The organism is Streptomyces sp. TAA204, from assembly GCF_000424965.1.
In genome coordinates this window covers 324055-348589 of record NZ_AUKW01000004.1, presented here as the reverse complement: position 1 = coordinate 348589, position 24535 = coordinate 324055, and the positions used below count along the sequence as shown (strand labels likewise).

27 protein-coding genes are annotated in these 24535 nt (G+C 70.5%); 12 read left to right on the top strand and 15 right to left on the bottom strand.

What is annotated here, in order from left to right; translation table 11 throughout:
• Positions 1-383: 383 nt before the first annotated feature.
• Positions 384-1310 carry an alpha/beta fold hydrolase gene (locus H343_RS34130; RefSeq protein ID WP_158679541.1) on the top strand — a complete coding sequence of 309 codons (927 nt, stop codon included), beginning with the start codon at positions 384-386 and terminating at the stop codon, positions 1308-1310.
• A gap of 206 nt (positions 1311-1516) precedes the next feature.
• On the opposite strand, the gene H343_RS0109860 is transcribed toward H343_RS34130, so the two are convergent.
• The 3 genes from H343_RS0109860 to H343_RS0109850 all read right to left on the bottom strand — a co-directional run bounded on the left by H343_RS0109860 (position 1517) and on the right by H343_RS0109850 (position 4131).
• A complete protein-coding gene (locus H343_RS0109860) occupies positions 1517-2041 on the bottom strand; it encodes an RICIN domain-containing protein (protein WP_028430995.1) in 525 nt (174 codons plus the stop codon).
• A 378-nt stretch (positions 2042-2419) separates the two neighbouring features.
• Positions 2420-2845: a DUF1801 domain-containing protein gene (locus tag H343_RS0109855; RefSeq protein WP_028430994.1), complete on the bottom strand. Its 426-nt coding sequence runs from the start codon at positions 2843-2845 to the stop codon at positions 2420-2422.
• A gap of 332 nt (positions 2846-3177) precedes the next feature.
• On the bottom strand, positions 3178-4131 hold the full coding sequence (locus H343_RS0109850; protein ID WP_486586844.1) for a helix-turn-helix transcriptional regulator: 954 nt from the start codon (positions 4129-4131) through the stop codon (positions 3178-3180).
• Positions 4132-4198: 67 nt separating this feature from the next.
• Here H343_RS0109850 and H343_RS0109845 point away from each other — a divergent pair, with 67 nt between their 5' ends.
• Both H343_RS0109845 and H343_RS0109840 read left to right on the top strand, forming a co-directional pair.
• A complete protein-coding gene (locus H343_RS0109845; protein WP_028430992.1) occupies positions 4199-4783 on the top strand; it encodes a DinB family protein in 585 nt (194 codons plus the stop codon).
• Between the two features lies 1 nt (position 4784).
• Positions 4785-5222: a VOC family protein gene (locus H343_RS0109840; protein ID WP_028430991.1), complete on the top strand. Its 438-nt coding sequence runs from the start codon at positions 4785-4787 to the stop codon at positions 5220-5222.
• On the opposite strand, the gene H343_RS29895 is transcribed toward H343_RS0109840, so the two are convergent.
• From H343_RS29895 to mca, 5 genes are all read right to left on the bottom strand, one after another.
• Complete coding sequence (locus H343_RS29895; protein ID WP_037903132.1) at positions 5223-5501, bottom strand: hypothetical protein; 279 nt, start codon at positions 5499-5501, stop codon at positions 5223-5225.
• Positions 5498-5851, bottom strand: a complete 354-nt coding sequence (locus H343_RS35865; RefSeq protein ID WP_078505312.1) for a hypothetical protein — start codon at positions 5849-5851, stop codon at positions 5498-5500. The genes H343_RS29895 and H343_RS35865 overlap by 4 nt, the downstream gene beginning before the upstream one ends.
• Before the next feature lie 193 nt (positions 5852-6044).
• Positions 6045-6710, bottom strand: a complete 666-nt coding sequence (msrA, locus tag H343_RS0109825) for a peptide-methionine (S)-S-oxide reductase MsrA (RefSeq protein ID WP_028430989.1) — start codon at positions 6708-6710, stop codon at positions 6045-6047.
• A gap of 34 nt (positions 6711-6744) precedes the next feature.
• Positions 6745-7053, bottom strand: a complete 309-nt coding sequence (locus tag H343_RS0109820) for a hypothetical protein (RefSeq protein WP_051264884.1) — start codon at positions 7051-7053, stop codon at positions 6745-6747.
• A gap of 4 nt (positions 7054-7057) precedes the next feature.
• Positions 7058-7927 carry a mycothiol conjugate amidase Mca gene (mca, locus tag H343_RS0109815; RefSeq protein WP_028430987.1) on the bottom strand — a complete coding sequence of 290 codons (870 nt, stop codon included), beginning with the start codon at positions 7925-7927 and terminating at the stop codon, positions 7058-7060.
• A 112-nt stretch (positions 7928-8039) separates the two neighbouring features.
• On the opposite strand from mca, the gene H343_RS0109810 reads away from it, so the two are divergent.
• Positions 8040-8501: a DUF4307 domain-containing protein gene (locus tag H343_RS0109810; RefSeq protein WP_051264882.1), complete on the top strand. Its 462-nt coding sequence runs from the start codon at positions 8040-8042 to the stop codon at positions 8499-8501.
• A gap of 131 nt (positions 8502-8632) precedes the next feature.
• Positions 8633-9130, top strand: a complete 498-nt coding sequence (greA, locus tag H343_RS0109805) for a transcription elongation factor GreA (RefSeq protein WP_028430985.1) — start codon at positions 8633-8635, stop codon at positions 9128-9130.
• Between the two features lie 82 nt (positions 9131-9212).
• Here greA and H343_RS0109800 read toward each other — a convergent pair whose 3' ends face one another.
• From H343_RS0109800 to ilvA, 3 genes are all read right to left on the bottom strand, one after another.
• Positions 9213-10079 carry an ABC transporter permease gene (locus tag H343_RS0109800; protein WP_028430984.1) on the bottom strand — a complete coding sequence of 289 codons (867 nt, stop codon included), beginning with the start codon at positions 10077-10079 and terminating at the stop codon, positions 9213-9215.
• Positions 10076-11137 carry a daunorubicin resistance protein DrrA family ABC transporter ATP-binding protein gene (locus H343_RS0109795; protein WP_028430983.1) on the bottom strand — a complete coding sequence of 354 codons (1062 nt, stop codon included), beginning with the start codon at positions 11135-11137 and terminating at the stop codon, positions 10076-10078. Before H343_RS0109795 ends, H343_RS0109800 begins: the two co-directional genes overlap by 4 nt.
• 215 nt (positions 11138-11352) lie before the next feature.
• Complete coding sequence (gene ilvA, locus H343_RS0109790) at positions 11353-12585, bottom strand: threonine ammonia-lyase (protein WP_028430982.1); 1233 nt, start codon at positions 12583-12585, stop codon at positions 11353-11355.
• Positions 12586-12747: 162 nt separating this feature from the next.
• On the opposite strand from ilvA, the gene H343_RS0109785 reads away from it, so the two are divergent.
• From H343_RS0109785 to H343_RS0109775, 3 genes are all read left to right on the top strand, one after another.
• Positions 12748-13290 carry a MarR family transcriptional regulator gene (locus H343_RS0109785; protein WP_028430981.1) on the top strand — a complete coding sequence of 181 codons (543 nt, stop codon included), beginning with the start codon at positions 12748-12750 and terminating at the stop codon, positions 13288-13290.
• 55 nt (positions 13291-13345) lie between these two features.
• Positions 13346-13867 carry an RNA polymerase gene (locus H343_RS29890; RefSeq protein ID WP_078505310.1) on the top strand — a complete coding sequence of 174 codons (522 nt, stop codon included), beginning with the start codon at positions 13346-13348 and terminating at the stop codon, positions 13865-13867.
• 95 nt (positions 13868-13962) lie between these two features.
• Positions 13963-14211, top strand: coding sequence for a hypothetical protein (locus H343_RS0109775; protein WP_028430980.1), 249 nt, complete (start codon positions 13963-13965; stop codon positions 14209-14211).
• A 141-nt stretch (positions 14212-14352) separates the two neighbouring features.
• On the opposite strand, the gene H343_RS0109770 is transcribed toward H343_RS0109775, so the two are convergent.
• Entirely contained in the window at positions 14353-15540 is a 1188-nt protein-coding gene (locus H343_RS0109770) for a cystathionine gamma-synthase (RefSeq protein ID WP_028430979.1), read from the bottom strand.
• A gap of 109 nt (positions 15541-15649) precedes the next feature.
• On the opposite strand from H343_RS0109770, the gene H343_RS0109765 reads away from it, so the two are divergent.
• Together H343_RS0109765 and H343_RS0109760 are read left to right on the top strand one after the other, a co-directional pair.
• Complete coding sequence (locus tag H343_RS0109765; RefSeq protein WP_028430978.1) at positions 15650-16816, top strand: hypothetical protein; 1167 nt, start codon at positions 15650-15652, stop codon at positions 16814-16816.
• A gap of 135 nt (positions 16817-16951) precedes the next feature.
• Positions 16952-18988: a thioredoxin domain-containing protein gene (locus H343_RS0109760; RefSeq protein WP_028430977.1), complete on the top strand. Its 2037-nt coding sequence runs from the start codon at positions 16952-16954 to the stop codon at positions 18986-18988.
• Here the strand turns inward: H343_RS0109760 and H343_RS29885 are convergent.
• On the bottom strand, positions 18930-19610 hold the full coding sequence (locus H343_RS29885; RefSeq protein ID WP_486586843.1) for a TetR/AcrR family transcriptional regulator: 681 nt from the start codon (positions 19608-19610) through the stop codon (positions 18930-18932). The two genes, H343_RS0109760 and H343_RS29885, sit on opposite strands and share 59 nt — an antisense overlap.
• Positions 19611-19750: 140 nt before the next feature.
• Here H343_RS29885 and H343_RS0109750 point away from each other — a divergent pair, with 140 nt between their 5' ends.
• A complete protein-coding gene (locus H343_RS0109750) occupies positions 19751-20962 on the top strand; it encodes a pyridoxal phosphate-dependent aminotransferase (RefSeq protein WP_028430976.1) in 1212 nt (403 codons plus the stop codon).
• 56 nt (positions 20963-21018) lie between these two features.
• Here the strand turns inward: H343_RS0109750 and H343_RS0109745 are convergent, their stop codons facing one another.
• The gene (locus tag H343_RS0109745) at positions 21019-21423 is read right to left on the bottom strand and encodes an SCO4983 family protein (RefSeq protein WP_028430975.1); all 405 of its coding nucleotides are present in this window, start codon (positions 21421-21423) and stop codon (positions 21019-21021) included.
• A 168-nt stretch (positions 21424-21591) separates the two neighbouring features.
• A complete protein-coding gene (locus H343_RS0109740; protein ID WP_028430974.1) occupies positions 21592-23430 on the bottom strand; it encodes a phosphoenolpyruvate carboxykinase (GTP) in 1839 nt (612 codons plus the stop codon).
• Between the two features lie 291 nt (positions 23431-23721).
• On the opposite strand from H343_RS0109740, the gene trhA reads away from it, so the two are divergent.
• Complete coding sequence (gene trhA / locus H343_RS0109735; RefSeq protein WP_486586842.1) at positions 23722-24507, top strand: PAQR family membrane homeostasis protein TrhA; 786 nt, start codon at positions 23722-23724, stop codon at positions 24505-24507.
• Positions 24508-24535 lie beyond the last annotated feature (28 nt).

The following is a 24535-nucleotide window of genomic DNA, read 5'->3' as shown; positions in this document are numbered from 1 at the left end:
AGAACGCAGACGGTCACGGGGCGGGCGGGGCGCTGGATGGAGAGGGCGGCCGCACCAGCGGATGCCCTGTGCGCCTCGATCGGCTTCGCCCAGGAGGCGTCGGCCGGCGTGAAGCGGCCGGCTTCAGGGTGGCGCGGTGTGCGGCACCGGCACAGCGGCGCTCCGCGCGACGAGGCCCGAGGACGTCGGGTCACCCTCCCGGCTGGGGGCGTTCGCTCCGCCGTGAAATTCAGTGGATCGGTCCGGGTGGGCCGTGCGACGGTCCCGGCTGGTGCCGGGACCTCGACACGACGGCGCCGCCGACGCGCGTCGCGCCACGTGCGAGGTCACAGAGAAGACGCCGGCCGCTGCCTGGTCAGCTCCGGCCGCTGAGAGGGGATCCCTTGTCGCAACCACCGCATCACCGTGTCGCCGGGCCGGCCGGTGACCTCGCCGTGGCGGACCACGGCGGTGACGGCCCGGATGTCGTGCTCTGTCACGGAGCGAACCGCAGTCTGCTCGACTGGGAGCGCATGCGACCCCATCTGACCGGCATGCGACTGGTCTCCTACGACCTCCGCGGGCACGGCCTGTCCGACCCGCCGGTGGACGGCGACTACAGCTGGGCCGCTCACCTCGCCGACCTGGACGCGATCGCCGACGCGTTGGCCCTGGACAATCCGCGCGTGATCGGCCACTCCCTGGGCGGCATGATCGCTCTGTGCCATGGCCACCGGCGCCCTGAATGCCCCGGGGTGGTCGATCTCGACGGTTTCGGTGGGGGCGATGCGGAGCTGTATCCAGGTCTGGAGGCAGGGGTCGTCGCGGACCGGCGCGCGCAGCAACTCGCGGCTCACTCCGCGGCACTCGCACCGGACGTCCTCGATGCGGAACAGGCCGAACAGGCAATCGAGCGGACCCGTCAGGCAGCCGCGGTGTACGGACTGGACACCGCGCTGGAGGAAGCCGGCACCCGGCGTTCGCTCCAACTGCTGGCGGACGGACGCTACCGGCGCAAGCCGGCGGCTTCGGACCAGGCACCTCTGATGGAACCGCTCGAGGGCTGGAACACCTTCACAGTCGTACGCGAGGCGGTCTGCCCCACGCTCCTCGTGCAGGGTGGCCAGGTCCCGAATCTGGCCGGACTGCCCGCACCCCTCCGGGAGTTGAACGAGGCACTGCTGGCCGGAGTGCACAACGGGCTCGAAGCGCTGAGGAAGAACGGCCGACCGGGACTGCGCATCACCCGGGTGCAGGATGCCGGACACATGCTGCACCTGCAGTCGCCGAAGGAAGTGGGCGGTCTCGTACGGGACTTCCTCCTCCCATAGGTGTGGCGGGCGAGCCCGCGCACCTCCGCCTCGGTAAGCCCGCCGGCCGGGGGAGCTCTTCAGCACGTGGTGGTCCGTCGCGGAGATCTTCTCGTGCCTCGTGACGCTCCGCCAAAGCCGCCTCCAAGCTGCGCTCCCGGCTGCGCTCCCGGCCTGGGCGGCCGTTTCCCCGCGTGCGAACCGCGGGGAAACGGCCGCCCGTCAGATCACAGGCCGGTCAGGGACCAGAGGTTCTTGGCGTCGTTGCTGTCGTTGTCGAGGACGACGACTTGGTTGGGCGCGTTGTAGTACGGGGTCATGGCCTGGTGCGTGGAGCGGTTGACGATCTTGTAGAGGTTGCTGAACGGCGCCCGCTCCAGATCCCACTGGTACTCGAAGCTGTCCGCGCAGTTGCCCTGGGTCACATAGGTCTTCGCGTAGTAAGTGCCGCCGGGCTTCAGGCACTTGCGGGTGGAGTTGTTACGGATCAGGTAGTGGCCGCTGCTGCTCTCCTCCAGTGTCCACTGGTCGCTGCCGTAGGTGGGCCCGTTCCAGGCCCACGTGTAGATGCCGTCCTCCCGGTTGTTCCCGTAGTCGTTGGGAATGAGGTGTCCGCTGGTCGCGGAGTTGACGATGGTGACGGGAGTGATCCGGTCGCCCGGAGCGGCCGTGGCCGTGGTGACGGACGTGCCCAGCATCGCGGCGATCAGGCCGACGACCGTGGCCAGGCGCGTGACGAGAGTGCGGTGCATGCGAATTTCGATCCTCCTGAAAGGGTGCGCGCATGCCGGGGAACAGTGGTCCGCCCGGCAGCGAGGACAACACACATCAGGAAATGCGGTAAGGACGGCAGAAGTACATGGGGTCCGCACGAAACCACCCGAGGGATGGATGGAACGAGGGCGCCTCTTGACGAACGCCTTGTCTCTCCCGTGAATTCGACCGCCGGGGCGTTCACGCTTTCCGCCGTGTTCAGGTCAGCACGCCTCCCCGCCCGCCGACCCTGCCTGCGTTGTGTTCGCCCGGGTACGGCTGCCCGGACACAGGCCCGGAAGTGCGGCCGACCGGATAGCGGGGCTGCGACGACGAGACGTCCGCGCCGCGCACTGATTCCTGCGGGGACGGTCCGCTCAGAAGAGGTCCTCGCCGGGCATGCCGGCCGCCTGCCGGATCCAGCTCGCGATGAGTTTCTCCGCCGGCTCGTCATCCTCATGGATGTCGAGGTAGCGCACGTGCTCGTGCTTGGAGTCGCCAGGGGGGAGCGGGTCCAGCGACGAGCCGTTGAGCCACGTCACTCTCACGTACCTCGTGAAGCAGTGGAGACTGAGGAACCATCCGTTGCCTTCGGTGCCGTAGAAGGGCGAGTTCCAGCGGACCGCCTTGCGCACGCCGGGGACGGTGCGCACGACGAGGTCGTCCAGGTGCCGGCCGACATCGTGTTTCCAGGCGGGCATTGCGGCGATGTACGCCTGGACAGGCTCATCGCCGTCGCCCTTCGGAATCTGAGGGTTGCCGCCCGACAGCAGCCGGGGATTCTGTGATGGTCGATCCGCCATCCACCCATGCTAAGTAGCCATGACCGAATCCCGCCGTAGCCTCGCAATTACCGTTGAGGCACTTCCGGGTGCCGCACCGGTTTCACCTTGGGCCGGGCTTTCCAGGCCGTCCAGGGGCGCGCTCGGGGTTGTCGACGATTTCCTCGCAGTTCATCGCCCCGATGAACTCCGCCAAAGGCCCGAAGCTGTCCCTGAAGAATGCGATGCGGCCGCTGTCACTCGTGGTCGGATCCGAATCCCCGAGCGAACGGAACCGGCACCAGCCGTCGGCCGGCAGGACGAGAGCCCGCGGCCGAGCCGTACTGTCCGCTGAGCAAGGAGCGAACGGACCCTCAGCCGTCCCCGGCCGTCGCCGCGAGGCGCCGGGCGAGCTGAGCAGCGGCCTCTCGCAGTTCCGGAGGCTCCAGCACCTCCGCCTCAAAGCCCAGCCGGGCCACGTGTACGGCGAGCCAGTCCAGGTCCTCCCCGCCCGTGACGAGCACGCACCACCCGTCGTGATCGTCCTCGACGCGCCCCACCTGGGGAGGCACCATCTCCCGCACCTGGTCGGGCCGGCCGCGCAGCCGCACCCGGGCGACATACCGGTACGGCGCCGCGGTCACCGACCGCTGCACGTAGGCGACCGGATCCGGATGCTCTCTCACCCGGAAGCGCCAGGTCGAAGCCACCACTTCGCGCATCCGGTCGAGCCGGAAGGTGCGCCAGTCGTCGCGGTCGACGTCCCAGGCCATCAGGTACCAGCGGCGGCTGGTGGCGACCATTCGCACCGGCTCGACCGAGCGTCCGCGCTCGTCGCCGTCGCGTCCGGCGTACCGGAACCGCACCCGTACGGCGTCGCGGCAGGCGCGGGCGAGTGTCACCAGCAGCTCCGCGTCGATCTCGACTCCGGGGCCGACAAGGGTCTCGGTGGCGCCGTGAACTGCCTGCACCTCGGCGCGCAGCCTGGGCGGCATCACCTGGTCGAGCTTCGTGAGAGCCCGCAGAGCCGCCTCGCCCGCCCCGGCGACGGTGCCGCCCGATGCGAGCCGCAGGGAAACCGCCGTCGCGATCGCCTCCTCGTCGTCGAGGAGCAGCGGCGGCAACCGGGTGCCCGCGCCGAGCTGGTAGCCGCCGCCGACGCCCGCCGTCGCGTGTACCGGGTAACCGACCGCGCGGAGCCGGTCCACGTCACGGCGCACCGATCGGTCGGTGACACCCAGCTCTGCGGCGAGCTCGGCGGCGGTCCAGGTCGGCCGGCGCTGCAGCAGCGCCAGCAAACGCAGCACCCGCTCGGTCGTCCCCTCCACGGTCACGCACTCATCGTTCCACAGATCACGGAACGATCCTGTCCGCTATATGCGGAAGGCTGGCACCATGACCGACCAGATCTGGAACCCCCTGCTCCGAGACCAGCTCGACTGGCACTGGACCCAACAGCTGCGCGACCGTCTCGACGGTCTCACCGACGACGAGTACTTCTGGGAGCCGGAGCCCGGCTGCTGGAGCGTGCGCCCACGCGGCACCGGCACCGCACCCGTGCAGGCCGGGTCCGGAGCGATGACCATCGACTTCGCGATGCCCGAGCCCGACCCGCCACCGTTCACGACGATCGCCTGGCGACTCGGGCACGTGATCGTCGGCGTGCTCGCGGTGCGCAACGCCGCGCACTTCGGTCGTGAGACCACCGACTACCAGTCGTTCGAGTACGCCGGGACCGCGGCTGCGGCGCTGGCCCAGCTCGACGCGGAGTACGCCACATGGCTGGCGGGGGTCGAGTCGCTGGGCGAAGCCGGCCTCACCCGTCCATGCGGAGAGTCCGAGGGCCCGTACGCGGCGCATCCTCTGGCGGCGCTCGTGCTGCACATCAACCGGGAGCTGATCCACCATCTTGCCGAGGTGTGCCTGCTCCGCGACCTGCACCGGCACACCCGCCTGCAGACCCGACGGGAGGCGAGCTGAGATGGCCCGCGACGTGCAATTCACCTTCGACGCCGCCGATCCGGGCGGGTTGGCGGCGTTCTGGGCCGAGGCCCTCGGCTACCGGCTGATGGATCCGCCCGGCGGATTCGAGTCGTGGGAACAGGCCCTGGACGCGATGGGCGTACCGCCCGGGAGCCGTAACGATGCCTCGGCGCTCGTCGATCCCGAAGGCTCCCGGCCGCGGCTGTTTTTCCAGAAGGTGCCGGAGCGCAAGCAGGTCAAGAACCGCGTGCACCTCGACGTGCGAGCCGCCCCCGGGCTCGAGGGCGATGAGCGGATGGCGGCTCTGGAGACGGAGGCCGAGCGGCTCGTCTCACACGGCGCCACCCGGCTCAGGCGCTTCGAGCCCGCGCCGCCGCTCTGGACCGGACACATCGTGATGTCCGACCCCGAGGGCAACGAGTTCTGCCTCGACTGATCAGCCGCACTGCGGCGTGCACTGTTCAAGAACCCGCCCCGCCATGTCGGTCTCGTCGAGCTTGCAGATCGCCGCGGTGGTTTCGACGCCGTCGTCGTGCAGCAGCTGGCGCATGCGGGAGATGTCGATGAAGGCGGCATCGCTGATCTCGACCCCCACTTCGGCCAGCTCGACGAGCTGTCCGGCAAGGCGTTCCACCTCCGCGACCACGTGCTTCGGGACTCCACCGGCCACGTTGGCGTGGTCCGGGTCGTACTCCCAGCGCCATTTGCTGCTCACCGCGGCGGGAGCTGGAGCGCGGCGTGTGCTTCATCAAGGAGTCGGCCGAGCTCGGACGCGGCGCGTCTGGCCTGCACCGCGTCGCCGGATTCAGCGAGGTCTTCGCAGCGCCGGAATTCGTCGGCGAGCTCCGGCTGCCGCTGGATATGGACGTAGACGCCCCACTGCGCGATGAAGCGTTGCAACGGAGCGAGATCGTCGCCGTGCCGGGACTGATCGGCCGCCAGGTCGAGTTCTCGGGTGAAAGCCGGTAGCGCGGCGGGGGCGATCTGAGCCAACGCCTGCCGCAGGGCAGACACAGTGTCCGGAGGCTGGGGTACGAGTGGCTGCTCGGCGGCGGGGGTCGACATGGCTGCTCCCATGGATGAGAGTCTGATCTCTGCTACAGGGTACCGAGCGGGATCAGCGCATAGGCACCCCGACGAGTGACCTCACGTACTTGTCTGCGGCGGGAGTCGACGCGGCGAACGAGCCGGACGAGCCGGACAAGCGATGTTCCAGAGCACCGTTGCCGGCAGGAACGCCGCCGCCCGGCTCGGGAACTCAGCCCTCAGCCGGCGCCACCCCCACCGGGCAGCTCACGCCCGTCCCGCCGATCCCGCAGTATCCCGCCGGGTTCTTGTCCAGGTACTGCTGGTGGTAGCCCTCAGCCGGGAAGAAGGTGCGCCCCTGGGCGGGGAGGATCTCCGTCGTGATGGTGCTGTGCCCCGAGGCGGTGAGGACCTTCTGGTACGCGTCGCGTGACGCCTCGGCCGCCGCCTGCTGCACGGGACCGTGGGTGTGGATCGCCGAGCGGTACTGGGTGCCGGTGTCGTTTCCCTGGCGGAAGCCCTGTGTGGGGTCGTGGGACTCCCAGAAGAGCTTGAGCAGGTGCTCGTACGTGACCTTCGCGGGGTCGAAGACCACACGGACCCCCTCGGTGTGCCCGGTCATGCCGGAGCAGACCTCCTCGTACGCCGGGTTGGGTGTGTGCCCGCCCTGGTAGCCGACGAGGGTCGTCCAGACTCCGTCGGCGCGCCAGAAGATCCGCTCCGCGCCCCAGAAGCAGCCCATGGCGAAGTCCGCGACCTCCAGGCCCTCCGGGTACGGGCCCAGCAGCGGGTTGCCGAGGACCGTGTGACGCTCGGGAACGGTGAACTCCCGCTCGGGGCGGCCCGGCAGGGCCTCCTCCGCGGTCGGGAGGCGGTTCTTGTGGCTGCCGAACAGCATGGCGAACTCCCGTCTTGCGTACGTGTGTTCCTGGTCAGGTGCCCGAGGCGGGGGGTTCCCCGTCCCCGGACGCCGCAGGCTGTGCCGGAAGCGGTGCCGAGGACGAGGAGGCCGGGGCGGCGGCGACGCCCTGCGCAGGGCCGCCGTCCCCCGCGGGCCGCTCCTCGAAGTCGACCTTGTTCATGTGCCGGTGCATCGACTTCATCAGCATCCACACCGCGAGGCCCATCACGGCGAAGACGACGAAGCCGAGGACGCCCGGAGTCACCTTGTTCTCATCCAGCTCCTTCGCGAGGGGAAGGAGCTGGTCCACGGTGCTCTGTGTCGGACTCGTCAGGGTCATGTCTTCAATTGTCGCGGATGCCCGCGAAGAGGTCGTCCTCGGGTAGCGAGGTGTCCACCAGGGACTTGGCCAGCTCGTACTCCTCGGTCGGCCACACCTCCCGCTGGATGTCCATGGGGACGCGGAACCAGCCGCCGTCGGGGTCGATCTGTGTGGCGTGCGCGATCAGGGCCTTGTCGCGGATCTCGAAATAGTCGCCGCAGGGCACGTACGTGGTGATCTCGCGCTCGCGGCCCATGGACTTCCAGCGCTCCAGCCACTCCCCGTACGGGGAGTCGAGCCCGCGCTCCAGCAGCGCCTCGTGCAGCGCCTGGGTGCGGGGGCGGTTGAAGCCCTGGTTGTAGTAGATCTTCTGCGGCTGCCAGGCGGGACCCGCCTCCGGGTGCTTGTTCGGGTCGCCCGCGGCTTCGAAGGCCGCCATGGAGATCTTGTGGGTCATGATGTGGTCGGGGTGGGGGTAGCCGCCGTTCTCGTCGTACGTGGTGATCACGTGCGGCTTGAACTCGCGGATCAGGCGAACCAGCGCACCCGCGGCCTCGTCGACGTCATGGACGGCGAAGCAGCCCTCCGGCAGCGCCGGCAGCGGGTCGCCCTCGGGAAGGCCGGAGTCGACGAAGCCGAGCCATGCCTGCTTCACCCCGAGGATCTCGCGGGCCTCGTCCATCTCCTTCTTGCGCACCTCGTGGATGTGCTCCTCGATGTACGGATCGCCCTGGAGCTTGGGGTTGAGGATGGACCCCCGCTCGCCCCCTGTGCAGGTCGCGACCAGCACGTCCACCCCCTCGGACACGTACTTGGCCATCGTGGCGGCACCCTTGCTCGACTCGTCGTCGGGGTGCGCGTGCACGGCCATCAGTCGCAGCTGGTCAGTCAAGACTCGGTCCTCGTCAACTCGTCACGGCAGGCGACTTCTATAGTGACCGAATCGGCTGCTGATGTATTCCCGATTCCCGATCACCCCCGACGCGACGGAAGTGGACCCTGTCATGGTTGACGTGCGAGCGGAGACCGGCGGAGAGCGCACCCCCGGTTCGACGGGGGTGCCTCCGGGGCGGTACGGACGTACGGGTGCCGGCGAGCGTGACGCCCGTACCGACCGCAGGCTGAAGATCGTCGGCACGGTGCTCGGCGTGCTGGGGCTTGTGGGGGTCGTCTGGCTCGGGGCCGGTTACATCTCCGGGCAGGACGTGAGCGGCGAGATGATCAAGTTCAAGGTCGTCTCGGACCGTGCCGTCGAGGTGCACCTGGAGGTCCGCAAGGACGGCGGCGCCGAAGGGGTGTGCACGCTGCGCGCGCTCGCCGAGGACGCGGGCGAGGTGGGACGCAAGGACGTCCTGGTCGGCGGCGGTGAGAAGCGGGTCGACACGGTCGCCTCCGTACGGACGACGTCCCGTGCGACGAGCGCCGAACTGATGGGCTGCGCGCCCCGGTCGACCGACCGTCACTGACGCCGTACGCAGCGTTCGGTCTCCTTCCCTTTTCCGCCGGAATTGTTAGGCTCGTAGTTTCCGCCCCACCCTGAAGGCGCAGCCTCATGGGCAGGGCGAGTTTTATTTCCCAGTACCGACGAGGAGCACCTGTGACCCAGACCAGCGACAACGTCACCTGGCTCACCCAGGAGGCGTACGACCAGCTCAAGGCCGAGCTGGAGTACCTGTCGGGTCCTGCACGCACCGAGATCTCCAAGAAGATCGAGGCGGCTCGCGAGGAGGGTGACCTCCGCGAGAACGGCGGGTACCACGCGGCCAAGGAGGAGCAGGGCAAGCAGGAGTTGCGCGTGCGCCAGCTCCAGCAGCTGCTGGAGAACGCGAAGGTCGGCGAAGCTCCCGCGGACACCGGTGTGGTGGCGCCCGGCATGGTCGTGACGATCGCCTTCGACGGTGACGAGGACGACACGGTGACCTTCCTGCTCGCCTCGCGCGAGTACGCGAGCTCGGATATCGAGACGTACTCCCCGCAGTCCCCGCTGGGCAGCGGCGTGAACGGCAAGAAGGTCGGTACGGAAGCCGAGTACGAGCTGCCGAACGGCAAGATGGCGTCGGTCAAGATCCTCGAAGCCAAGCCCTACCAGGGCTGAGGCGCGGCCGGCAGGCCGCACGGAACCGCAGCGGTGGGCCCCGGCCGTCGGCCGGGGCCCACCGCTGCGCCTTCGGCCGCTGTCAGCCGGTGGCGGACTTGTACTTGCGCACCGCCAGCGTGCGGAAGAACGCGATGATCAGGACGGACCAGATCAGCGAGGCCCACGCCGGGTGCTGCATCGGCCATGCGTCGGGCACCGGATAGTTCGGCGGGAGGTTGCCGAACAGCTCGCGGCAGGCCTGCACCGTGGCGCTGAACGGGTTCCACTCGGCGATGTTCCGCAGGACCGTCGGCATGTTCTGCGAGGGAACGAAGGCGTTCGAGATGAACGTCAGCGGGAAGAGCCAGATCAGACCGCCGGAGGTGGCGGCCTCGGGGGAGCGGACCGTCAGTCCGATCAGCGCGCCGATCCAGGTGAAGGCGTAGCCCAGGAGCAGCAGCAGGCCGAAGCCGGCCAGGATCTTGAGCCCGTTCTCGTGGGTGCGCCAGCCGACGAGCATCGCGACGAGGGCCAGCACTATCAGCGTCAGAGCGGTCTGCACCAGATCTGCGAGGGTACGGCCGGTGAGCACCGCGCCCCGGGCCATGGGCAGGGAACGGAACCGGTCGATGAGCCCCTTGTGCATGTCCTCGGCGATACCCGCGCCCGCCCCCGCCGTGGCGAAGGTGACGGTCTGGGCGAAGATGCCCGCCATGAGGAACTCGCGGTAGAGGCCCGGGTCCAGGCCGGCGCCCGGGACCTGGATGGACCCTCCGAAGACGTAGCTGAAGAGCACCACGAACATGATCGGCTGGAACAGGCCGAAGATGACGACCTCGGGGATGCGGAGCATCCGGATGAGGTTGCGCTTCGCGACGGTCAGTGAGTCGCGTGCGGACTGGCGGATGCCGCCGCCGGCCGGGGCGGCCGGGCCCGGAGCGGTCGGCGCCGAGGTGGTGGCGGTCACTGGGTGGTCTCCTTCTTCTGCTTCCTGGCCTTGCGCTTGTCCTTCTTGCCGGCTGCCGCCTCGCCGGGGGCGGCTGCCGCCTCGGCCTCCGCCTCGGCTGCCTCCGCCGCGTGACCGGTGAGGGTGATGAAGACGTCGTCGAGGGTGGGGCGGCGCAGGCCGATGTCGTCGATCTCGACGCCGCGGGAGTCCAGTTCCCGGATGACCTCGGCGAGCAGCTTGGCGCCGCCGGTCACCGGGACGGTGAGCCTGCGGGTGTGCTGTTCGACGGTGACTCCGCCGCCCTGGCCCGGGGCCGTGAGGGTGTGCTTGTCCAGCACGGCCTCGGCCGTGGCGATCTCCGCCCGGTCGTGCACGACGACCTCGATACGCTCGCCGCCCGTCTGGGCCTTGAGCTGGTCGGACGTACCGCGGGCGATCACCTTGCCCCGGTCGACCACGGCGATGTCGTGGGCGAGGCGGTCGGCCTCCTCCAGATACTGAGTGGTGAGCAGGAGAGTCGTGCCGCCGGCGACCAGGTCCTCGATGACCTCCCACAGTTGCAGCCGGTTGCGGGGGTCGAGACCCGTGGTGGGCTCGTCCATGAACATCACGGGCGGATGGACGACGAGGGCCGCGGCGAGGTCCAGGCGGCGGCGCATGCCGCCGGAGTAGGTCTTGGCCGTACGGTCGGCGGCGTCGGCGAGGTTGAAGCGCTCCAGCAGTTCGGCCGCCCTCTTCTTCGCGTCGCGCGCGGAGAGCTGGTAGAGGCGGCCGACCATCTGCAGGTTCTCCCGGCCGGTCAGATATTCGTCGATGGCGGCGAACTGGCCGGACAGGCCGATCGAGCGCCGTACGTCGTGCGGTCGCTTGAGCACGTCGATCCCGGCGACGACTGCCTTGCCGCTGTCGGGCTCGATGAGGGTGGTGAGCACCCGTACGGCGGTCGTCTTCCCGGCGCCGTTCGGCCCGAGCAGGCCCAGCACGGTGCCCTCGGGGACATCGAGGTCGACGCCGTCCAGTGCCCTTACCGCACCGAAGGTCTTGACCAGCCCTTCGGCGTAAATGGCGCCTGGCATAAGTGGGCTCCCAGAGTCTGGAGAAGTGTGCAGAGAACGTTGAGAAACATCGCGGACATTGCCTCATGCCCCATGCCTGAAATGTCCGGCACGGAGTGGCGACGGATGTCCTGCGATCCGCAGGACAGCAGTATGTGTGAACGCGATACATCGCGTCAATGAATTCGCGACAGTCGCGAATTCGGCCGACTCCCCCGTCGCCCGGACAGACAGCCTCAGCGGGTCAGGACCACCGTGTACCCCGCCGACCTCAGTGTGGACGCGACAGCGGTGCAGTGCTCCGGTCCCTTCGTCTCCAAGTGCAGCTCCACCTCCACCTCGTCGAGCCCGAGCCGTGGGTCGGTCCGTACGTGACTCACGTCAAGGACGTTAGCGTCCGCCACCGACAACTCCCCCAGCAGCGCCGCCAGCGCCCCCGGGCGGTCCGTCAGCCGCAGCCGCAGGGACAGATAGCGGCCGGCGGCCGCCATGCCGTGCCGCAGCGTCCGCTGCATCACCAGCGGATCGACGTTGCCCCCCGAGAGCACGGCCACCACGGGGCCTTCGAAGGACTCCGGCCTGGACAGCAGCGCCGCCACCGGACTCGCCCCCGCGGGCTCCACGACCAGCTTCGCCCGTTCCAGGCAGAGCAGCAGCGCGCTGGAGAGGGCGTCCTCGGACACCGTACGGACCTCGTCGACCACGTCGCCAACGATTTTGAACGGCACGTCGCCCGGCCGCCCCACCTTGATCCCGTCGGCCATGGTGGAGACCGAGTCCAGGGACACCGGCTCGCCGGCCGCGAGCGACGGCGGATAAGCGGCCGCCCCCTCGGCCTGGACGCCGATCAGCCTCACGTCAGGGCGGAGCTGCTTGAGGGCCACCCCGATGCCCGCGATGAGGCCGCCGCCTCCCACGCCCACCACGACCGTGCGCACCTCGGGGCACTGTTCGAGGATCTCCAGCCCGACCGTGCCCTGCCCCGCCACCACGTCCCGGTGGTCGAAGGGATGGATGAAGACCGCGCCCGTCTCCCGCGCGTACTCCTGCGCCGCCCCCAGCGTCTCGTCCACGACCTGTCCGTGCAGCCGCACCCCGGCACCGTATTCACGGGTCGCGGCGACCTTCGGCAGCGGGGCGCCCTCCGGCATGAACACCGTCGAGGCCACGCCCAGCAGGGACGCGGCCAGCGCCACCCCTTGCGCGTGGTTGCCCGCGCTCGCGGCGACGACGCCGCGAGCGCGCTCGTCGGGGGTCAGCCCCGCGATCCGTACGTATGCGCCGCGCAGTTTGAACGACCCGGTGCGCTGGAGGTTCTCGCACTTGAGGTGCACGGGCGAGCCGACGAGGGAGGAGAGGTGGCGGCTGCCTTCCAGCGATGTCGTGCGGGCGACGCCGGAGAGCGACTTCTGCGCGGCCCGAACGTCCTCGACGGAGAGCGCAGGCACGTCGGCGGGAGGGGAGACCATGCCGCCAGTCTGGCACCCCGGCCGCGGAAGAGATGCGGAGGATACCCGTCCGCACCGGTTCGTGCAGCGATGGCACGGGTCGCGCCGTGGCCGCGTACGCTGTCAGGACAGCCACTCTTTACGTGTCCTTGGAACTTTCTCGAAGAAGCGAGCACCTCGGCCATGCCCACGCAACCGGACATGATGACAGAGAACAGCCCAGCCGACGCCCCCGGCCGGTCCGACGCCGGTAGCCAAGGAAGCCCCGTCCTCGACGCGATGCAGCACCAGGTAGCCGTCTTCGCGCGCCGCGCCGAGCAGACCCGGCTCGGCGGTGTCGGGCAGGCCCGCAACTCCATGGACCGTGCCGCCTACCTGCTGCTCAACCGGCTCGACCGGATCGGCCCCATGGGCGTCAAGGCGCTCGCGGCCGGGATGGGCATCGACTCCTCGACCGTCACCCGGCAGGTCGCGCCGCTGGTCGACGCGGGCCTGGTCACACGCACCACGCACCCCGAGGACGGCCGCGCCGTCGTGCTCAAGCTGTCGCAGCACGGCTCCGCACGGCTGGAGCAGGTGCGCTCCTCACGGCGCGAACTGATGGCCCTGCTGACGGAGGACTGGAGCGAGGAGGAACGCGAGACCTTCTGTGCGCTGCTCACCCGCTTCAACACCGCGATGCACGCCGTCCAGCCCTCGACCGCCCCGGGCACGCCCGCCTCTTGATTTGATCAGTGCGCCTGCCGTCCTATTGCCGTAAGGCGGGCGGAAGGCGCGGACAATGACACAGCGGCGGGCGCGAGAGGAAAGCCGCCGGGCCCGGGAGTTCGAGGCGTTCGTCGCGGGCGCGGGAGGCAGGCTCCTGCACGCCGCCACGCTGCTCACGGGTGAGCCGCCCGGCGCGGCCCCCGCTGCCCGGGATCTGCTCGAGGGCGCGCTCGCGCGTACGTACGCCGACTGGGGCCGGCTGCGCGGCGAGGACCCGTACGAGCACACGCGCCACGATCTCGTCGTCCACTTCGCGCACACTGCCTGGCGCTACCGGCGTGCGCGCGGCGGCCTGCTCGGCTCCGTGCCGCCTCAGGAGCGCCTGATGCTGGTGCTGCGGATATGTGAGGGCGTGGCCGAGGAACAGGCCGCGGCGGCGCTCGGACTGCCCGTGGAGCGGGTGCGGGACCTGTGCACGAAGGGGACGGCAGCCGCGCTGAGCGGTCCGGCCGAGCGCACCGGAGGCGACGGGAGGGGCGGCGGGCAGCGCGCCTCCGGCAGCGTGCACGGCGCGGGCGCGGGCGCGGGCAGGTGACTGCGACGGCGGCCGGAGCGACGGCGGTCACGACAGGGGCCGACAGGGGCGGTCGCGGCCAGGGCCGGGCCGGGACGGGGAGATGAGGAGACCGCATGAAACTCCCCGACCGCAAGCAGACCGAGGTGCGCCGCCTGCTGGAGAGCGGGCAGCAGGCACCTGTACCGCCCGACCTCGCCGAGCGGGCGGTGCTGCGCGGGAGACGTCTGGTACGCCGACGGCGCACCGTGCAGTTCGTGCTGTGGGCGTTCTTCGCGGTAGCCGTCGGTCTCGCAGTCTGGGCGCTGGTGGCGGCGCCGTGGACCGGTGAGCCGGCGGGTACGACTCCGCCGGTGGGCTGGTAGCCGCGGCGGAGCCCGCGCGGAGCACGGGCGGCCCGTTCCGGAGGAGGCGAGGAGCCGCGGGCGGGAGAGCCGCGGACGGGAGAGCCGCGGGTACGGGCCGGGACGCCCGCCCCGTACCCGCCGCCCTCGCCTCAGCCCGCGTCAGGCCGGACGGCCCGAAGCCGCCTCCAGCGTCCGCCGCAGGTCCGTCAGCAGGTCCTCCGCGGACTCGATGCCCACGGAGAGCCGGATCAGGTCCGCCGGGACCTCCAGCGCCGAGCCCGCCGCCGAGGCGTGGGTCATCCGTGCCGGGTGCTCGATCAGCGATTCGACGCCGCCCAGCGATTCGCCGAGCGTGAACAGCTGCGTGCCGTTGCACACCCGCACCGCCGCCTCCTCGCCGCCCGCCACCCGGAAGGAGACCATCCCGCCGAAGGCCCGCATCTGCTTCGCGGCCGTCTCGTGCCCTGGGTGCGAGGGCAGCCCCGGATAGTAGACCTGCGTGACCTGCGGGTGCGCGGTGAGCATCTCGGCCACGCGGGTCGCGTTGGCGCTGTGCCGCTCCATCCGTACGGCGAGGGTCTTCGTGCCGCGCATCACCAGCCAGGAGTCGAACGGGCCGGCCACGGCGCCCATCGCGTTGTGATGGAAGGCGATCTCCGCGGCCAGCTCGGCCTCGTTGACGACCAGGGCGCCGCCCACCACGTCGGAGTGGCCGCCCATGTACTTCGTCGTGGAGTGCACGACGATGTCCGCGCCCAGGGAGAGGGGCTGCTGCAGGTACGGGCTGGCGAAGGTGTTGTCGACCACCAGCCGCGCCCCCGCGCCGTGCGCGACCTCGGCGAGTGCCGCGATGTCGCTGATGCCCAGCAGCGGGTTGGACGGTGTCTCCACCCACACCGCCTTCGTACGCTCGCGCAGTGCGGCACGGACGGCCGCCGGGTCGGAGGAGTCGGCCACCGACCACTCCACGCCCCACCGCTCCGCGACGCGGGCGAAGAGGCGGAACGTGCCGCCGTACGCGTCGTTGGGGATGACCACGTGGTCGCCCGGCACGAGCAGCGTGCGCAGCAGGCAGTCCTCGGCGGCCATGCCGGAGGCGAAGGCGAAGGCGTTGCGGCCGCCTTCCAGGGCGGCGAGATTGTGTTCGAGGGCGGTACGCGTCGGGTTCGCGGAGCGGCTGTACTCGTAGCCGCCGCGCAAGCCGCCGACGCCGTCCTGCTTGTACGTGGAGACCTGGTAGATGGGCGTCACCACCGCACCCGTCGCGGGGTCGGCGGTCTGCCCCGCGTGGATCGCGAGGGTCTCGAAGCTGTGGGGCATGGGTCCGTTGTGGTGCTCGTCGCTCATGGGCCGAGACTAATGCGCCGTACGGTGGAGTCGGAGCGGCTCCAGCGGAACCGCACCGACGGAATGCCGCCCGGCCGGCCTCACACGCGTACTCGGGGAGAACGCAGCCATGGAAGCCCTGCTTGTGCTCGTCGCACTGACCGCCGTCTTCGGCGTCCTGATCCTTCCCGCGATGCGCCGGAGGCGGCAGCGTCTGGAGGGCGCGCAGGGGTTCGCCCGTGCCCTCGACGCCGGCGCCGGCTACGGCTTCGTGCCGGCCGAGCAGCTCGACGTGCGGCTGCCGGGCCCCGACAGTGAGTTCGTCGAGGCGCTGGAGGAGACACAGCGCACCCAGGACTGGCAGCCCGTCGCGAGGCTGCTGGCCCTGACCGGCGACGAGTGGGAACTGCGCTGGCAGCGCGTGCAGTCGATGGCGGGCGCCGCGGCGATGGAGCTGGCGCGGGCGCGGGAACTGGGCCCGGCGCAGGCGCCCAGCGGGAGTGAGGCGTCCGGCGGCGTCTCCTTCAGCAAGGAAGCGGGGCTGCGGGACGCGCGCTGGCTGCGTGAGTGGCGCACGCAGCAGCCGGGCGACGCGGGCGGCGCGGAGGTGTACGCGCAGTTCCTCGTCTGGCAGGCCGTCGCCGACCCCTCGTCGGCTGACCACCGCATCATCCTGGAGGAGGCCCGAGCGGTCTGCCGGGAAGCCGCCGGGCTCGCCCCCGAGGACCCCACGCCGTACATCACGGAACTCTTCGTCGCACGCCACCTCTCCTACCGCCGGGCCGACTTCGAGGAGCTGTGGGCCACGCTGCGGCGCAAGGCACCGCACCACATGGGCGCCCACCTGGCCGCTCTGCCGTACTGGTCGGAGAAGGGCTGCGGCTCCCGCGTGGAGGCCGACGCCTTCGCCCAGACCGCCGCCGCGCAGGCGCCCGAGGGCACGCTGCTGCCGGCGCTCCCGCTCTTCGCGGTCTACGAGCACCTGCCGGAGGTCAACGTGGTGCGCGGGCTGTACCAGAGCGAGGAGGTGGTCAAGGCCGTGGAGGCGGCGGAGTACGCCGTCGACCAGGTCGAGGCGGGCCATCCCGTGCAGCCGCACGTCCTGCACCTGCTCGTGTGCTTCCTCGTGCGCGCCGAACGCTTCGGCGAGGCGATGGAGGCGCTGCGCGTCGTCGACGGCTACGTGGGCGCCGTGCCCTGGGCCGATTCCGGCGACCCCGCCGCCCAGTACGCGGCCTACCGCGCGCTGGCCGTCGCGGGCTGGGAGGCGTCGGGCGGCGACCGGGCCCAGCTGTGAGGCCGCACCCGGCCTGAGCGCCCCCTCCCGTACAGGGGGCGTCTGCGCGGCGCCCCCGGGCCGGCGCTACGGCCTGGCGCGCGGCGCAAGCGGACCCGCGCCCGTGCCCGCGCCGCGGTCATGCACGATGGGGGCATGGCGAACCGACTCGCGGACGAGACCAGCCCCTATCTCCTCCAGCACGCCGAGAACCCCGTCGACTGGTGGCCCTGGTCCGAGGCCGCGTTCGAGGAGGCGCGCAGGCGCGGGGTGCCTGTGCTCCTCAGCGTCGGGTACGCCAGCTGCCACTGGTGCCACGTCATGGCGCACGAGAGCTTCGAGGACGAGGAGACCGCCGGCTACCTCAACACCCACTTCGTCCCCGTCAAGGTCGACCGGGAGGAGCGTCCCGACGTCGACTCCGTCTACATGGAGGCCGTACAGGCCGCGACCGGTCAGGGCGGCTGGCCGATGACCGTCTTCCTCACGCCCGCGGCCGAGCCGTTCTACTTCGGCACCTACTTCCCGCCCGCGCCGCGGCACGGCATGCCCTCGTTCCGCAAGGTGCTGGAAGGCGTCGCCTCGGCCTGGACGGACCGGCGCGACGAGGTCGCCGATGTCGCCGGACGGATCGTGCGGGACCTGTCGGCCCGCAGCATCCGCTACGACCAGGCGCAGCCGCCCGGCCCGGAGGAGCTGGCCTCGGCCCTGCTGGAGCTGACACGTGAATTCGACGCCGCGCGGGGCGGGTTCGGCGGCGCGCCGAAGTTCCCGCCGTCCATGGCGCTGGAGTTCCTGCTGCGGCACCACGCGCGCACGGGCTCCGACGGCGCTCTGGAGATGGTGCTGGCGACCTGCGAGGCCATGGCGCGCGGCGGCATCTACGACCAGCTCGCGGGCGGGTTCGCCCGTTACTCCGTCGACGCCGGCTGGGTCGTGCCGCACTTCGAGAAGATGCTCTACGACAACGCGCTGCTGTGCCGCGTCTACGCGCACATCTGGCGCGCCACGGGTTCCGGCCTGGCACGCCGGGTCGCACTGGAGACCGCCGACTTCATCGTGCGCGAACTGGGCACCGCCCAGGGCGGGTTCGCCTCCGCCCTCGACGCGGACAGCGACGACGGCCACGGACGCCACCGCGAAGGCGCCTACTACGTGTGGACGCGAGCCCAGTTGACCGAGGTGCTGGGTGAGGACGACGCTCAGTGGGCCGCCGACCACTACGGCGTGACGGAGGAGGGCACCTTCGAGGAGGGCGCCTCGGTCCTCCAACTCTCCGACAGCGAGGGTCTTTCCGACGCCGACCGGGTCGTCTCCGTACGCGAGAGGCTCCTGCGTGCACGTCGGACGCGGCCCCGTCCGGAGCGGGACGACAAGGTCGTCGCCGCGTGGAACGGTCTCGCGGTCGCCGCCCTCGCCGAGACCGGCGCCTACTTCGAGCGCCCCGACCTCGTCGACGCCGCGTCCGCGGCCGCCGAGCTGCTGACCGGGCTGCACATGAGCGACTCCGGCCGCCTCGTACGCACCTCCCGCGACGGCACAGCCGGCCCCAGCGCGGGTGTCCTGGAGGACTACGCAGACGTCGCCGAGGGTCTGCTGGGCCTCTACTCCGTGACGGGGGAGGCCGGTTGGCTGGAGCGTGCGGGCGTCCTGCTCGACACGCTGCTCGGTCACTTCACCGCTGCCGACGGCGCCCTCTACGACACCGCGGACGACGCGGAAGCACTCATCCGCCGCCCGCAGGACCCGACCGACAGCGCCACTCCGTCGGGCTGGACGGCCGCTGCGAACGCGCTGCTGTCCTACGCCGCCTACACCGGAAGCACCCGCCACCGGGACGCCGCCGAGAGGGCGTTGGGCATCGTACGGGCGCTGGCCCCGCGGGCGCCCCGCTTCATCGGCTGGGGACTCGCGGCGGCCGAGGCGGCTCTGGACGGTCCCCGCGAGGTGGCCGTGGTCGGCCCGCGCGACGATGCCGGCACCGGGTCGCTGCACCGCACGGCACTGCTGGCGACGGCGCCCGGCGCGGTCGTCGCACTGGGCGAACCTGGCTCGCAGGCCGCGCTCGACGTGCCGCTGCTGTGGGACAGGCCGCTGCTGGACGGTCACCCGACGGCGTACGTCTGCCGCAACTTCACCTGCGACGCCCCGACGGCCGATCCCGGGATTCTGGAGCGGTCATTGCGGAGTTGAGACCGCTCTCGACGACGCTCAGCGCGCGGTCGACGATGCCGAGGATGTCGTCCCGCTGGCCGTTGTCGCTCCAATGGAACATGGCCTCGGCCAGGGCGCCCAGCAACGCCCCCGTGCACACGCGCAGTTCGAGGGAGCCCTCGTCGAGCCCGGTCCGCCGGGAGAGCGCGCCGGCCAGGAACCGGCCCGAGGCGGCCATGTTCTCCGCCATCCGCGCGCGCAGCGCCGGCACGTCCCGTACGAGCCGCATCCGCTGGTGCGCCTCGGCGGGTTCACGGCCGGGCTCCCGGAGCATCGTCTGCTCGAAGACCTCCATCACGGCGTTGCGAAGCGCGGTGACGGGCGGTTCGTCGGCGGGCCTGGCCAGCAGCGAGGCGTGCAGCTGCGCGTCGTACTCGTCGGTGAGCACGATGTCTTCCTTGGTCGGGAAGTAGCGGAAGACCGTGCTGGGCGAGACCTCCGCCTCCTCGGCGATCTGGTCGACGGGCGTGGCGTCGTACCCCTGCGCCTCGAAGAGCCGGTACGCGGTCCTCCGGATCGCCTGCCGGGTCTGGATCTTCTTGCGCTCGCGGAGACCGGGGCGGGGGGCGGACGCGGCGGATCGCGAGCTGGGGGAGGCCATGGACGTCATTGTCGGGCATGCTCCACCGCCGGGACCACGCCCGCGCGGCGCCTTCCGAGCGCAGCTCAGGGCGGGGCGCGGGCGGTCAGGGTGACCCAAAACATGAGGCGCCCCGCACGGCCCGCCCGTAAGGTGGCGATATGCAGGTGATCCAGTCGACGAAGCTCGCCAATGTCTGTTACGAGATCCGCGGTCCGGTTCTGGAGGAGGCGACGCGGCTGGAGGCTGCAGGGCACCGCATCCTCAAGCTCAACACCGGCAACCCCGCGGCCTTCGGCTTCGAGTGCCCGCCGGAGATCCTCGAGGACATGCTCCGCAACGTCGGCGACGCCCACGGCTACGGCGACGCGAAGGGGCTGCTCTCCGCCCGCCGCGCGGTCATGCAGCACTACCAGACGCAGGGCATCGAGCTCTCCGTCGACGACATCTACCTCGGCAACGGCGTCTCCGAGCTGATCCAGATGTCGATGCAGGCCCTGCTGGACGACGGCGACGAGGTGCTCGTACCCGCCCCGGACTACCCGCTGTGGACCGCCTCGGTCTCCCTGTCCGGCGGCACCGCCGTGCACTACCGCTGCGACGAGCAGTCGGACTGGATGCCTGACCTCGCCGACATCGAGCGGAAGGTCACCGACCGGACCAAGGCGCTCGTCATCATCAACCCGAACAACCCCACGGGTGCCGTCTACGACGAGGAGATGCTGCGCGGCCTCACGGACATCGCGCGCCGGCACGACCTGATCGTCTACTCCGACGAGATCTACGACAAGATCCTCTACGACGGCGTGACGCACACACCCACCACGGTGATCGCCCCCGATCTGCTCACCGTCACCTTCAACGGGCTGTCCAAGGCGTACCGGGTGGCCGGGTACCGCAGCGGCTGGATGGCGGTGTGCGGGCCGAAGGGCGACGCGCAGAGCTACATCGAGGGGCTCACGATCCTCGCGAACATGCGGCTGTGCGCGAACATGCCCGCGCAGCACGCGGTGGCCGCCGCCCTGGGCGGACGGCAGTCCATCAATGACCTGGTGCTGCCGGGCGGACGGCTGCTGGAGCAGCGCGACACGGTGTACGACCTGCTGACGCAGATCCCCGGGGTGACGTGCGTGAAGCCGAAGGGTGCGATCTACGCCTTCCCGCGGCTCGACCCCAAGGTCTACAAGATCAAGGACGACCGGGAGATGGTGCTCGACCTGCTGCGGGCCGAGCAGATCATGATCGTCCACGGCACGGGCTTCAACTGGCCCGACCCGGACCACTTCCGCATCGTCAACCTGCCGCCCGTGAAGGAGCTGGAACACGCGGTACTGCGTATCGGGGCGTTCCTGGACGGGTACAGCCAGCCCTGACCACGGCCGGGTCCGGCCCCGGGCGCGGCGTGCCGCCCGGCGGGGTGGCACCCGGCTCAGGCAGCCGTGAGGCCGAGCGCCGAAGCGTGCGCCTCCGCGCGCTCCGCCGCCAGGGCGGCCGCTTCGTCCTCGCGGTAGTCGGCCACCACGACCGCGTGCCCGGCCAGGGTGTGAGCGCGCTGGTGCAGCGTCGCGACGTGCCCCGGATCGGCGCTCGTGACGGACGGGGCGGCACGCAGCGGCATCCGGCCCTTGCCGAGACGGACCACATGGGCGGCCAGCGCCTGCGCGGCTTCGTCCAGCTCGTCGCTCGGCGTGAGGGCACGCAGTTCGTCGGTGACCGTCAGCAGTGCGGTGAGGTGGCCGGCGAGCCGGATGTCCAGCTCCTCCGCCCGTGTGCGATGGGGGAAATCGGCTTCTGCCACGGTGTGCACCGACTTGTTGCGGATCGGTTCGTACATGGTCGGCCTCCTGCGTGACATCACCGGAGAGCCATCCTAACTTGGACGAGGTCTAAAGTTGACCCCCGTACATTCCCTATCCGTCCGTTCGCCGGACCGCAACGGGAGCGCCCCCGGCCGGACCGCCCGTGAAGGCGGCCCCGCCGGGGGCGGCGGCGGAATCCGGAATCAGCCCAGACGCTGTACCAGGGCCCGGTACTCGTCCCACAGTTCCGTCGGCGTGTGGTCGCCGAAGGTGTTGAGGTGTTCGGGGACGAGAGCCGCCTCCTCGCGCCAGACGTCCCGGTCGACCTTGAGGACGAAGTCCAGTTCGGCCTCGGTCATCTCCAGTCCGTCGGTGTCGAGGGACTCCTTCGTCGGCAGCACGCCGATAGGCGTCTCGACGCCCTCCGCCTCACCGTTGAGCCGCTGGACGATCCACTTCAGCACGCGGCCGTTCTCGCCGAAGCCGGGCCAGACGAACTTGCCGTCCTCGTCCTTCTTGAACCAGTTGACGTAGTAGATCTTCGGCAGCTTCTCCGGGTCGGCGTTCTTGCCGACCTCGACCCAGTGGGCGAAGTAGTCGCCCATGTTGTAGCCGCAGAAGGGCAGCATCGCGAAGGGGTCCCGGCGCAGTTCGCCGACCTTGCCCTCCGCCGCGGCCGTCTTCTCGCTGGCCACGTTCGCGCCGAGGAAGACGCCGTGCTGCCAGTCGAAGGACTCGGTCACCAGCGGTACGGCTGTGGCGCGCCGTCCGCCGAAGAGGATCGCCGAGATGGGGACGCCGCTCGGGTTCTCCCACTCCGGCGCGATGATGGGGCACTGTCCGGCCGGGGTGGTGAAGCGGGCGTTGGGGTGCGCGGCCGGAGTCCCCGATTCGGGGGTCCAGTCGTTGCCCTTCCAGTCCGTCAGGTGTGCGGGCGCCTCCTCGGTCATGCCCTCCCACCACACGTCGCCGTCGTCGGTCAGCGCGACGTTGGTGAAGACGGAGTTGCCCCACAGGGTCTTCATGGCGTTGGCGTTGGTGTGCTCGCCGGTGCCGGGTGCGACGCCGAAGAAGCCCGCCTCGGGGTTGATGGCGTAGAGCCGGCCGTCCTCGCCGAAGCGCATCCAGGCGATGTCGTCGCCGATGGTCTCGACGGTCCAGCCCTTGATGGTCGGCTCCAGCATGGCCAGGTTGGTCTTCCCGCAGGCCGACGGGAAGGCTGCGGCCACGTACTTCGCCTCACCGCGCGGCGGTGTGAGCTTGAGGACGAGCATGTGCTCGGCGAGCCAGCCCTCGTCGCGTGCCATGACGGAGGCGATGCGCAGGGCGTAGCACTTCTTGCCCAGCAGGGCGTTGCCGCCGTAGCCCGAGCCGAACGACCAGATCTCCCGGGTCTCGGGGAAGTGCGAGATGTACTTGGTGGGGGAGCAGGGCCAGGGCACGTCCTGTTCGCCGGCCTCCAGCGGGGCGCCGACGCTGTGCACGGCCTTGACGAAGAAGCCGTCCTCGCCGAGTTCGTCGAGGACCGGCTGTCCCATGCGGGTCATGGTGCGCATGGAGACGGCGACGTAGGCGGAGTCGGTGATCTCGACGCCGAGCGCGGAGAGGGGGGAGCCGAGGGGGCCCATGCAGAAGGGGACGACGTACATCGTCCGGCCGCGCATGCAGCCGCGGAAGATGCCGCCCTCTCCTCCCTCGCCGCTGAAGACGGCCCGCATCTCGCCGGGCGCCTTCCAGTGGTTGGTGGGTCCGGCGTCCTCTTCCTTCTCCGAGCAGATGAACGTGCGGTCCTCGACGCGTGCGACATCGCTGGGATCGGAGGCGGCGTAGTACGAGTGCGGCCTTTTCACCGGGTCGAGCTTGGTGAACGTGCCCTTTTCGACGAGCTCTTCACACAGGCGCTCGTACTCCGACTCGGAGCCGTCGCACCAGACGATCCGGTCGGGCTCGGTCAGGGCGGCGATCTCTTCGACCCAGGAGGCGAGCCCCTGGTGGCGGGTGGGAACGGTGCTGATGGTGGGAGCCGCAGAACTGCGCGCCACGATCTCTCCAGACGTTGAGGGTTCGGACGGATAACTGCACTGATATCCGCTCATGGTCTGTCCTTCTCACTCGCCCCTTGGGGGCCGCGACCCGGATGCGTTCGTGGCGGGTGCTGTGCTGTGCGTGTGCGGCTCGCGCTCATCCGGTGTCACCCTTGCTCCTCTGAGCATGCGAGCGTATCGGCTGCGTGTCCAGATGGAAAGGATGTGTCCATCACCACTCCTCCGGACCCCCGATGCGGCCCACGCCGGCGGGTTGGCGGCTACGGTGCCGTAGCTACGATGGGGCGCATGACTGTCCCGCCCCGTTCGCAGGAGCCGACGAACTCCCCGGATACCTCGCACGGCATGGAGGGGGGCCAGGAGCCGGACCGGACCGGCAACTCCGGCGCGGCCTCGCTCGAATCGGCCGCCGGCTCGGTCACTTCGGCCGCCGCCGCGCTCCCCGGGCTGATAAAGCCCCGTCTGCGCGGCTGGCTGCACGCGGGGATGTTCCCCGCCGTGCTCGTGGCCGGGATATTCCTGACCGCGCTGGCCGACAGCACCAGCGGCCGTATCGCCTGCGCGGTCTACACGCTCACCGCCTGCCTGCTCTTCGGGATCAGCGCCCTGTACCACCGGGGCGACTGGGGCCCGAGGGCCAACGCCGTGCTGCGGCGCCTCGACCACGCCAACATCTTCCTGATCATCGCGGGCACCTACACACCGCTGACGATCCTGCTGCTGCCCGGCAGTTCCGGTTCGGCGCTGCTGTGGGGGATCTGGGCCGCGGCCGTCCTGGGCATCGCCTTCCGTGTCTGCTGGGTCGGTGCGCCGCGCTGGCTCTACACGCCCTGCTACCTCGCGATGGGCTGGGCGGCCGTCTTCTTCCTGCCGGAGTTCATGCGCGAGGGCGGCATCGGCGTGCTCGTCTGCGTCATAGCCGGCGGCCTGCTCTACAGCGCCGGAGGCGTCGTCTACGGGATCAAGCGGCCGAATCCCTCACCGCGCTGGTTCGGTTTCCACGAGGTCTTCCACTCCTTCACGCTGGCCGCGTTCGTGGTGCACTACGTGGGCATCTCGCTGGTGGCGTACTAGGCCGTACCGGTTCGTGTCCGGCCAGGGC

Excerpts from the sequence above, each read along its gene's own strand:
- H343_RS0109860 (WP_028430995.1), bottom strand. The coding sequence starts at position 2,041 with ATGCACCGCACTCTCGTCACGCGCCTGGCCACGGTCGTCGGCCTGATC.
- H343_RS0109855 (WP_028430994.1), bottom strand. The coding sequence starts at position 2,845 with ATGGCGGATCGACCATCACAGAATCCCCGGCTGCTGTCGGGCGGCAAC.
- H343_RS0109845 (WP_028430992.1), top strand. The coding sequence starts at position 4,199 with ATGACCGACCAGATCTGGAACCCCCTGCTCCGAGACCAGCTCGACTGG.
- H343_RS0109840 (WP_028430991.1), top strand. The coding sequence starts at position 4,785 with ATGGCCCGCGACGTGCAATTCACCTTCGACGCCGCCGATCCGGGCGGG.
- H343_RS35865 (WP_078505312.1), bottom strand. The coding sequence starts at position 5,851 with ATGTCGACCCCCGCCGCCGAGCAGCCACTCGTACCCCAGCCTCCGGAC.
- msrA (WP_028430989.1), bottom strand. The coding sequence starts at position 6,710 with ATGCTGTTCGGCAGCCACAAGAACCGCCTCCCGACCGCGGAGGAGGCC.
- H343_RS0109820 (WP_051264884.1), bottom strand. The coding sequence starts at position 7,053 with ATGACCCTGACGAGTCCGACACAGAGCACCGTGGACCAGCTCCTTCCC.
- H343_RS0109810 (WP_051264882.1), top strand. The coding sequence starts at position 8,040 with ATGGTTGACGTGCGAGCGGAGACCGGCGGAGAGCGCACCCCCGGTTCG.
- H343_RS0109795 (WP_028430983.1), bottom strand. The coding sequence starts at position 11,137 with ATGCCAGGCGCCATTTACGCCGAAGGGCTGGTCAAGACCTTCGGTGCG.
- ilvA (WP_028430982.1), bottom strand. The coding sequence starts at position 12,585 with ATGGTCTCCCCTCCCGCCGACGTGCCTGCGCTCTCCGTCGAGGACGTT.
- H343_RS0109785 (WP_028430981.1), top strand. The coding sequence starts at position 12,748 with ATGCCCACGCAACCGGACATGATGACAGAGAACAGCCCAGCCGACGCC.
- H343_RS29890 (WP_078505310.1), top strand. The coding sequence starts at position 13,346 with ATGACACAGCGGCGGGCGCGAGAGGAAAGCCGCCGGGCCCGGGAGTTC.
- H343_RS0109775 (WP_028430980.1), top strand. The coding sequence starts at position 13,963 with ATGAAACTCCCCGACCGCAAGCAGACCGAGGTGCGCCGCCTGCTGGAG.
- H343_RS0109770 (WP_028430979.1), bottom strand. The coding sequence starts at position 15,540 with ATGAGCGACGAGCACCACAACGGACCCATGCCCCACAGCTTCGAGACC.
- H343_RS0109765 (WP_028430978.1), top strand. The coding sequence starts at position 15,650 with ATGGAAGCCCTGCTTGTGCTCGTCGCACTGACCGCCGTCTTCGGCGTC.
- H343_RS0109760 (WP_028430977.1), top strand. The coding sequence starts at position 16,952 with ATGGCGAACCGACTCGCGGACGAGACCAGCCCCTATCTCCTCCAGCAC.
- H343_RS29885 (WP_486586843.1), bottom strand. The coding sequence starts at position 19,610 with ATGGCCTCCCCCAGCTCGCGATCCGCCGCGTCCGCCCCCCGCCCCGGT.
- H343_RS0109750 (WP_028430976.1), top strand. The coding sequence starts at position 19,751 with ATGCAGGTGATCCAGTCGACGAAGCTCGCCAATGTCTGTTACGAGATC.
- H343_RS0109745 (WP_028430975.1), bottom strand. The coding sequence starts at position 21,423 with ATGTACGAACCGATCCGCAACAAGTCGGTGCACACCGTGGCAGAAGCC.
- trhA (WP_486586842.1), top strand. The coding sequence starts at position 23,722 with ATGACTGTCCCGCCCCGTTCGCAGGAGCCGACGAACTCCCCGGATACC.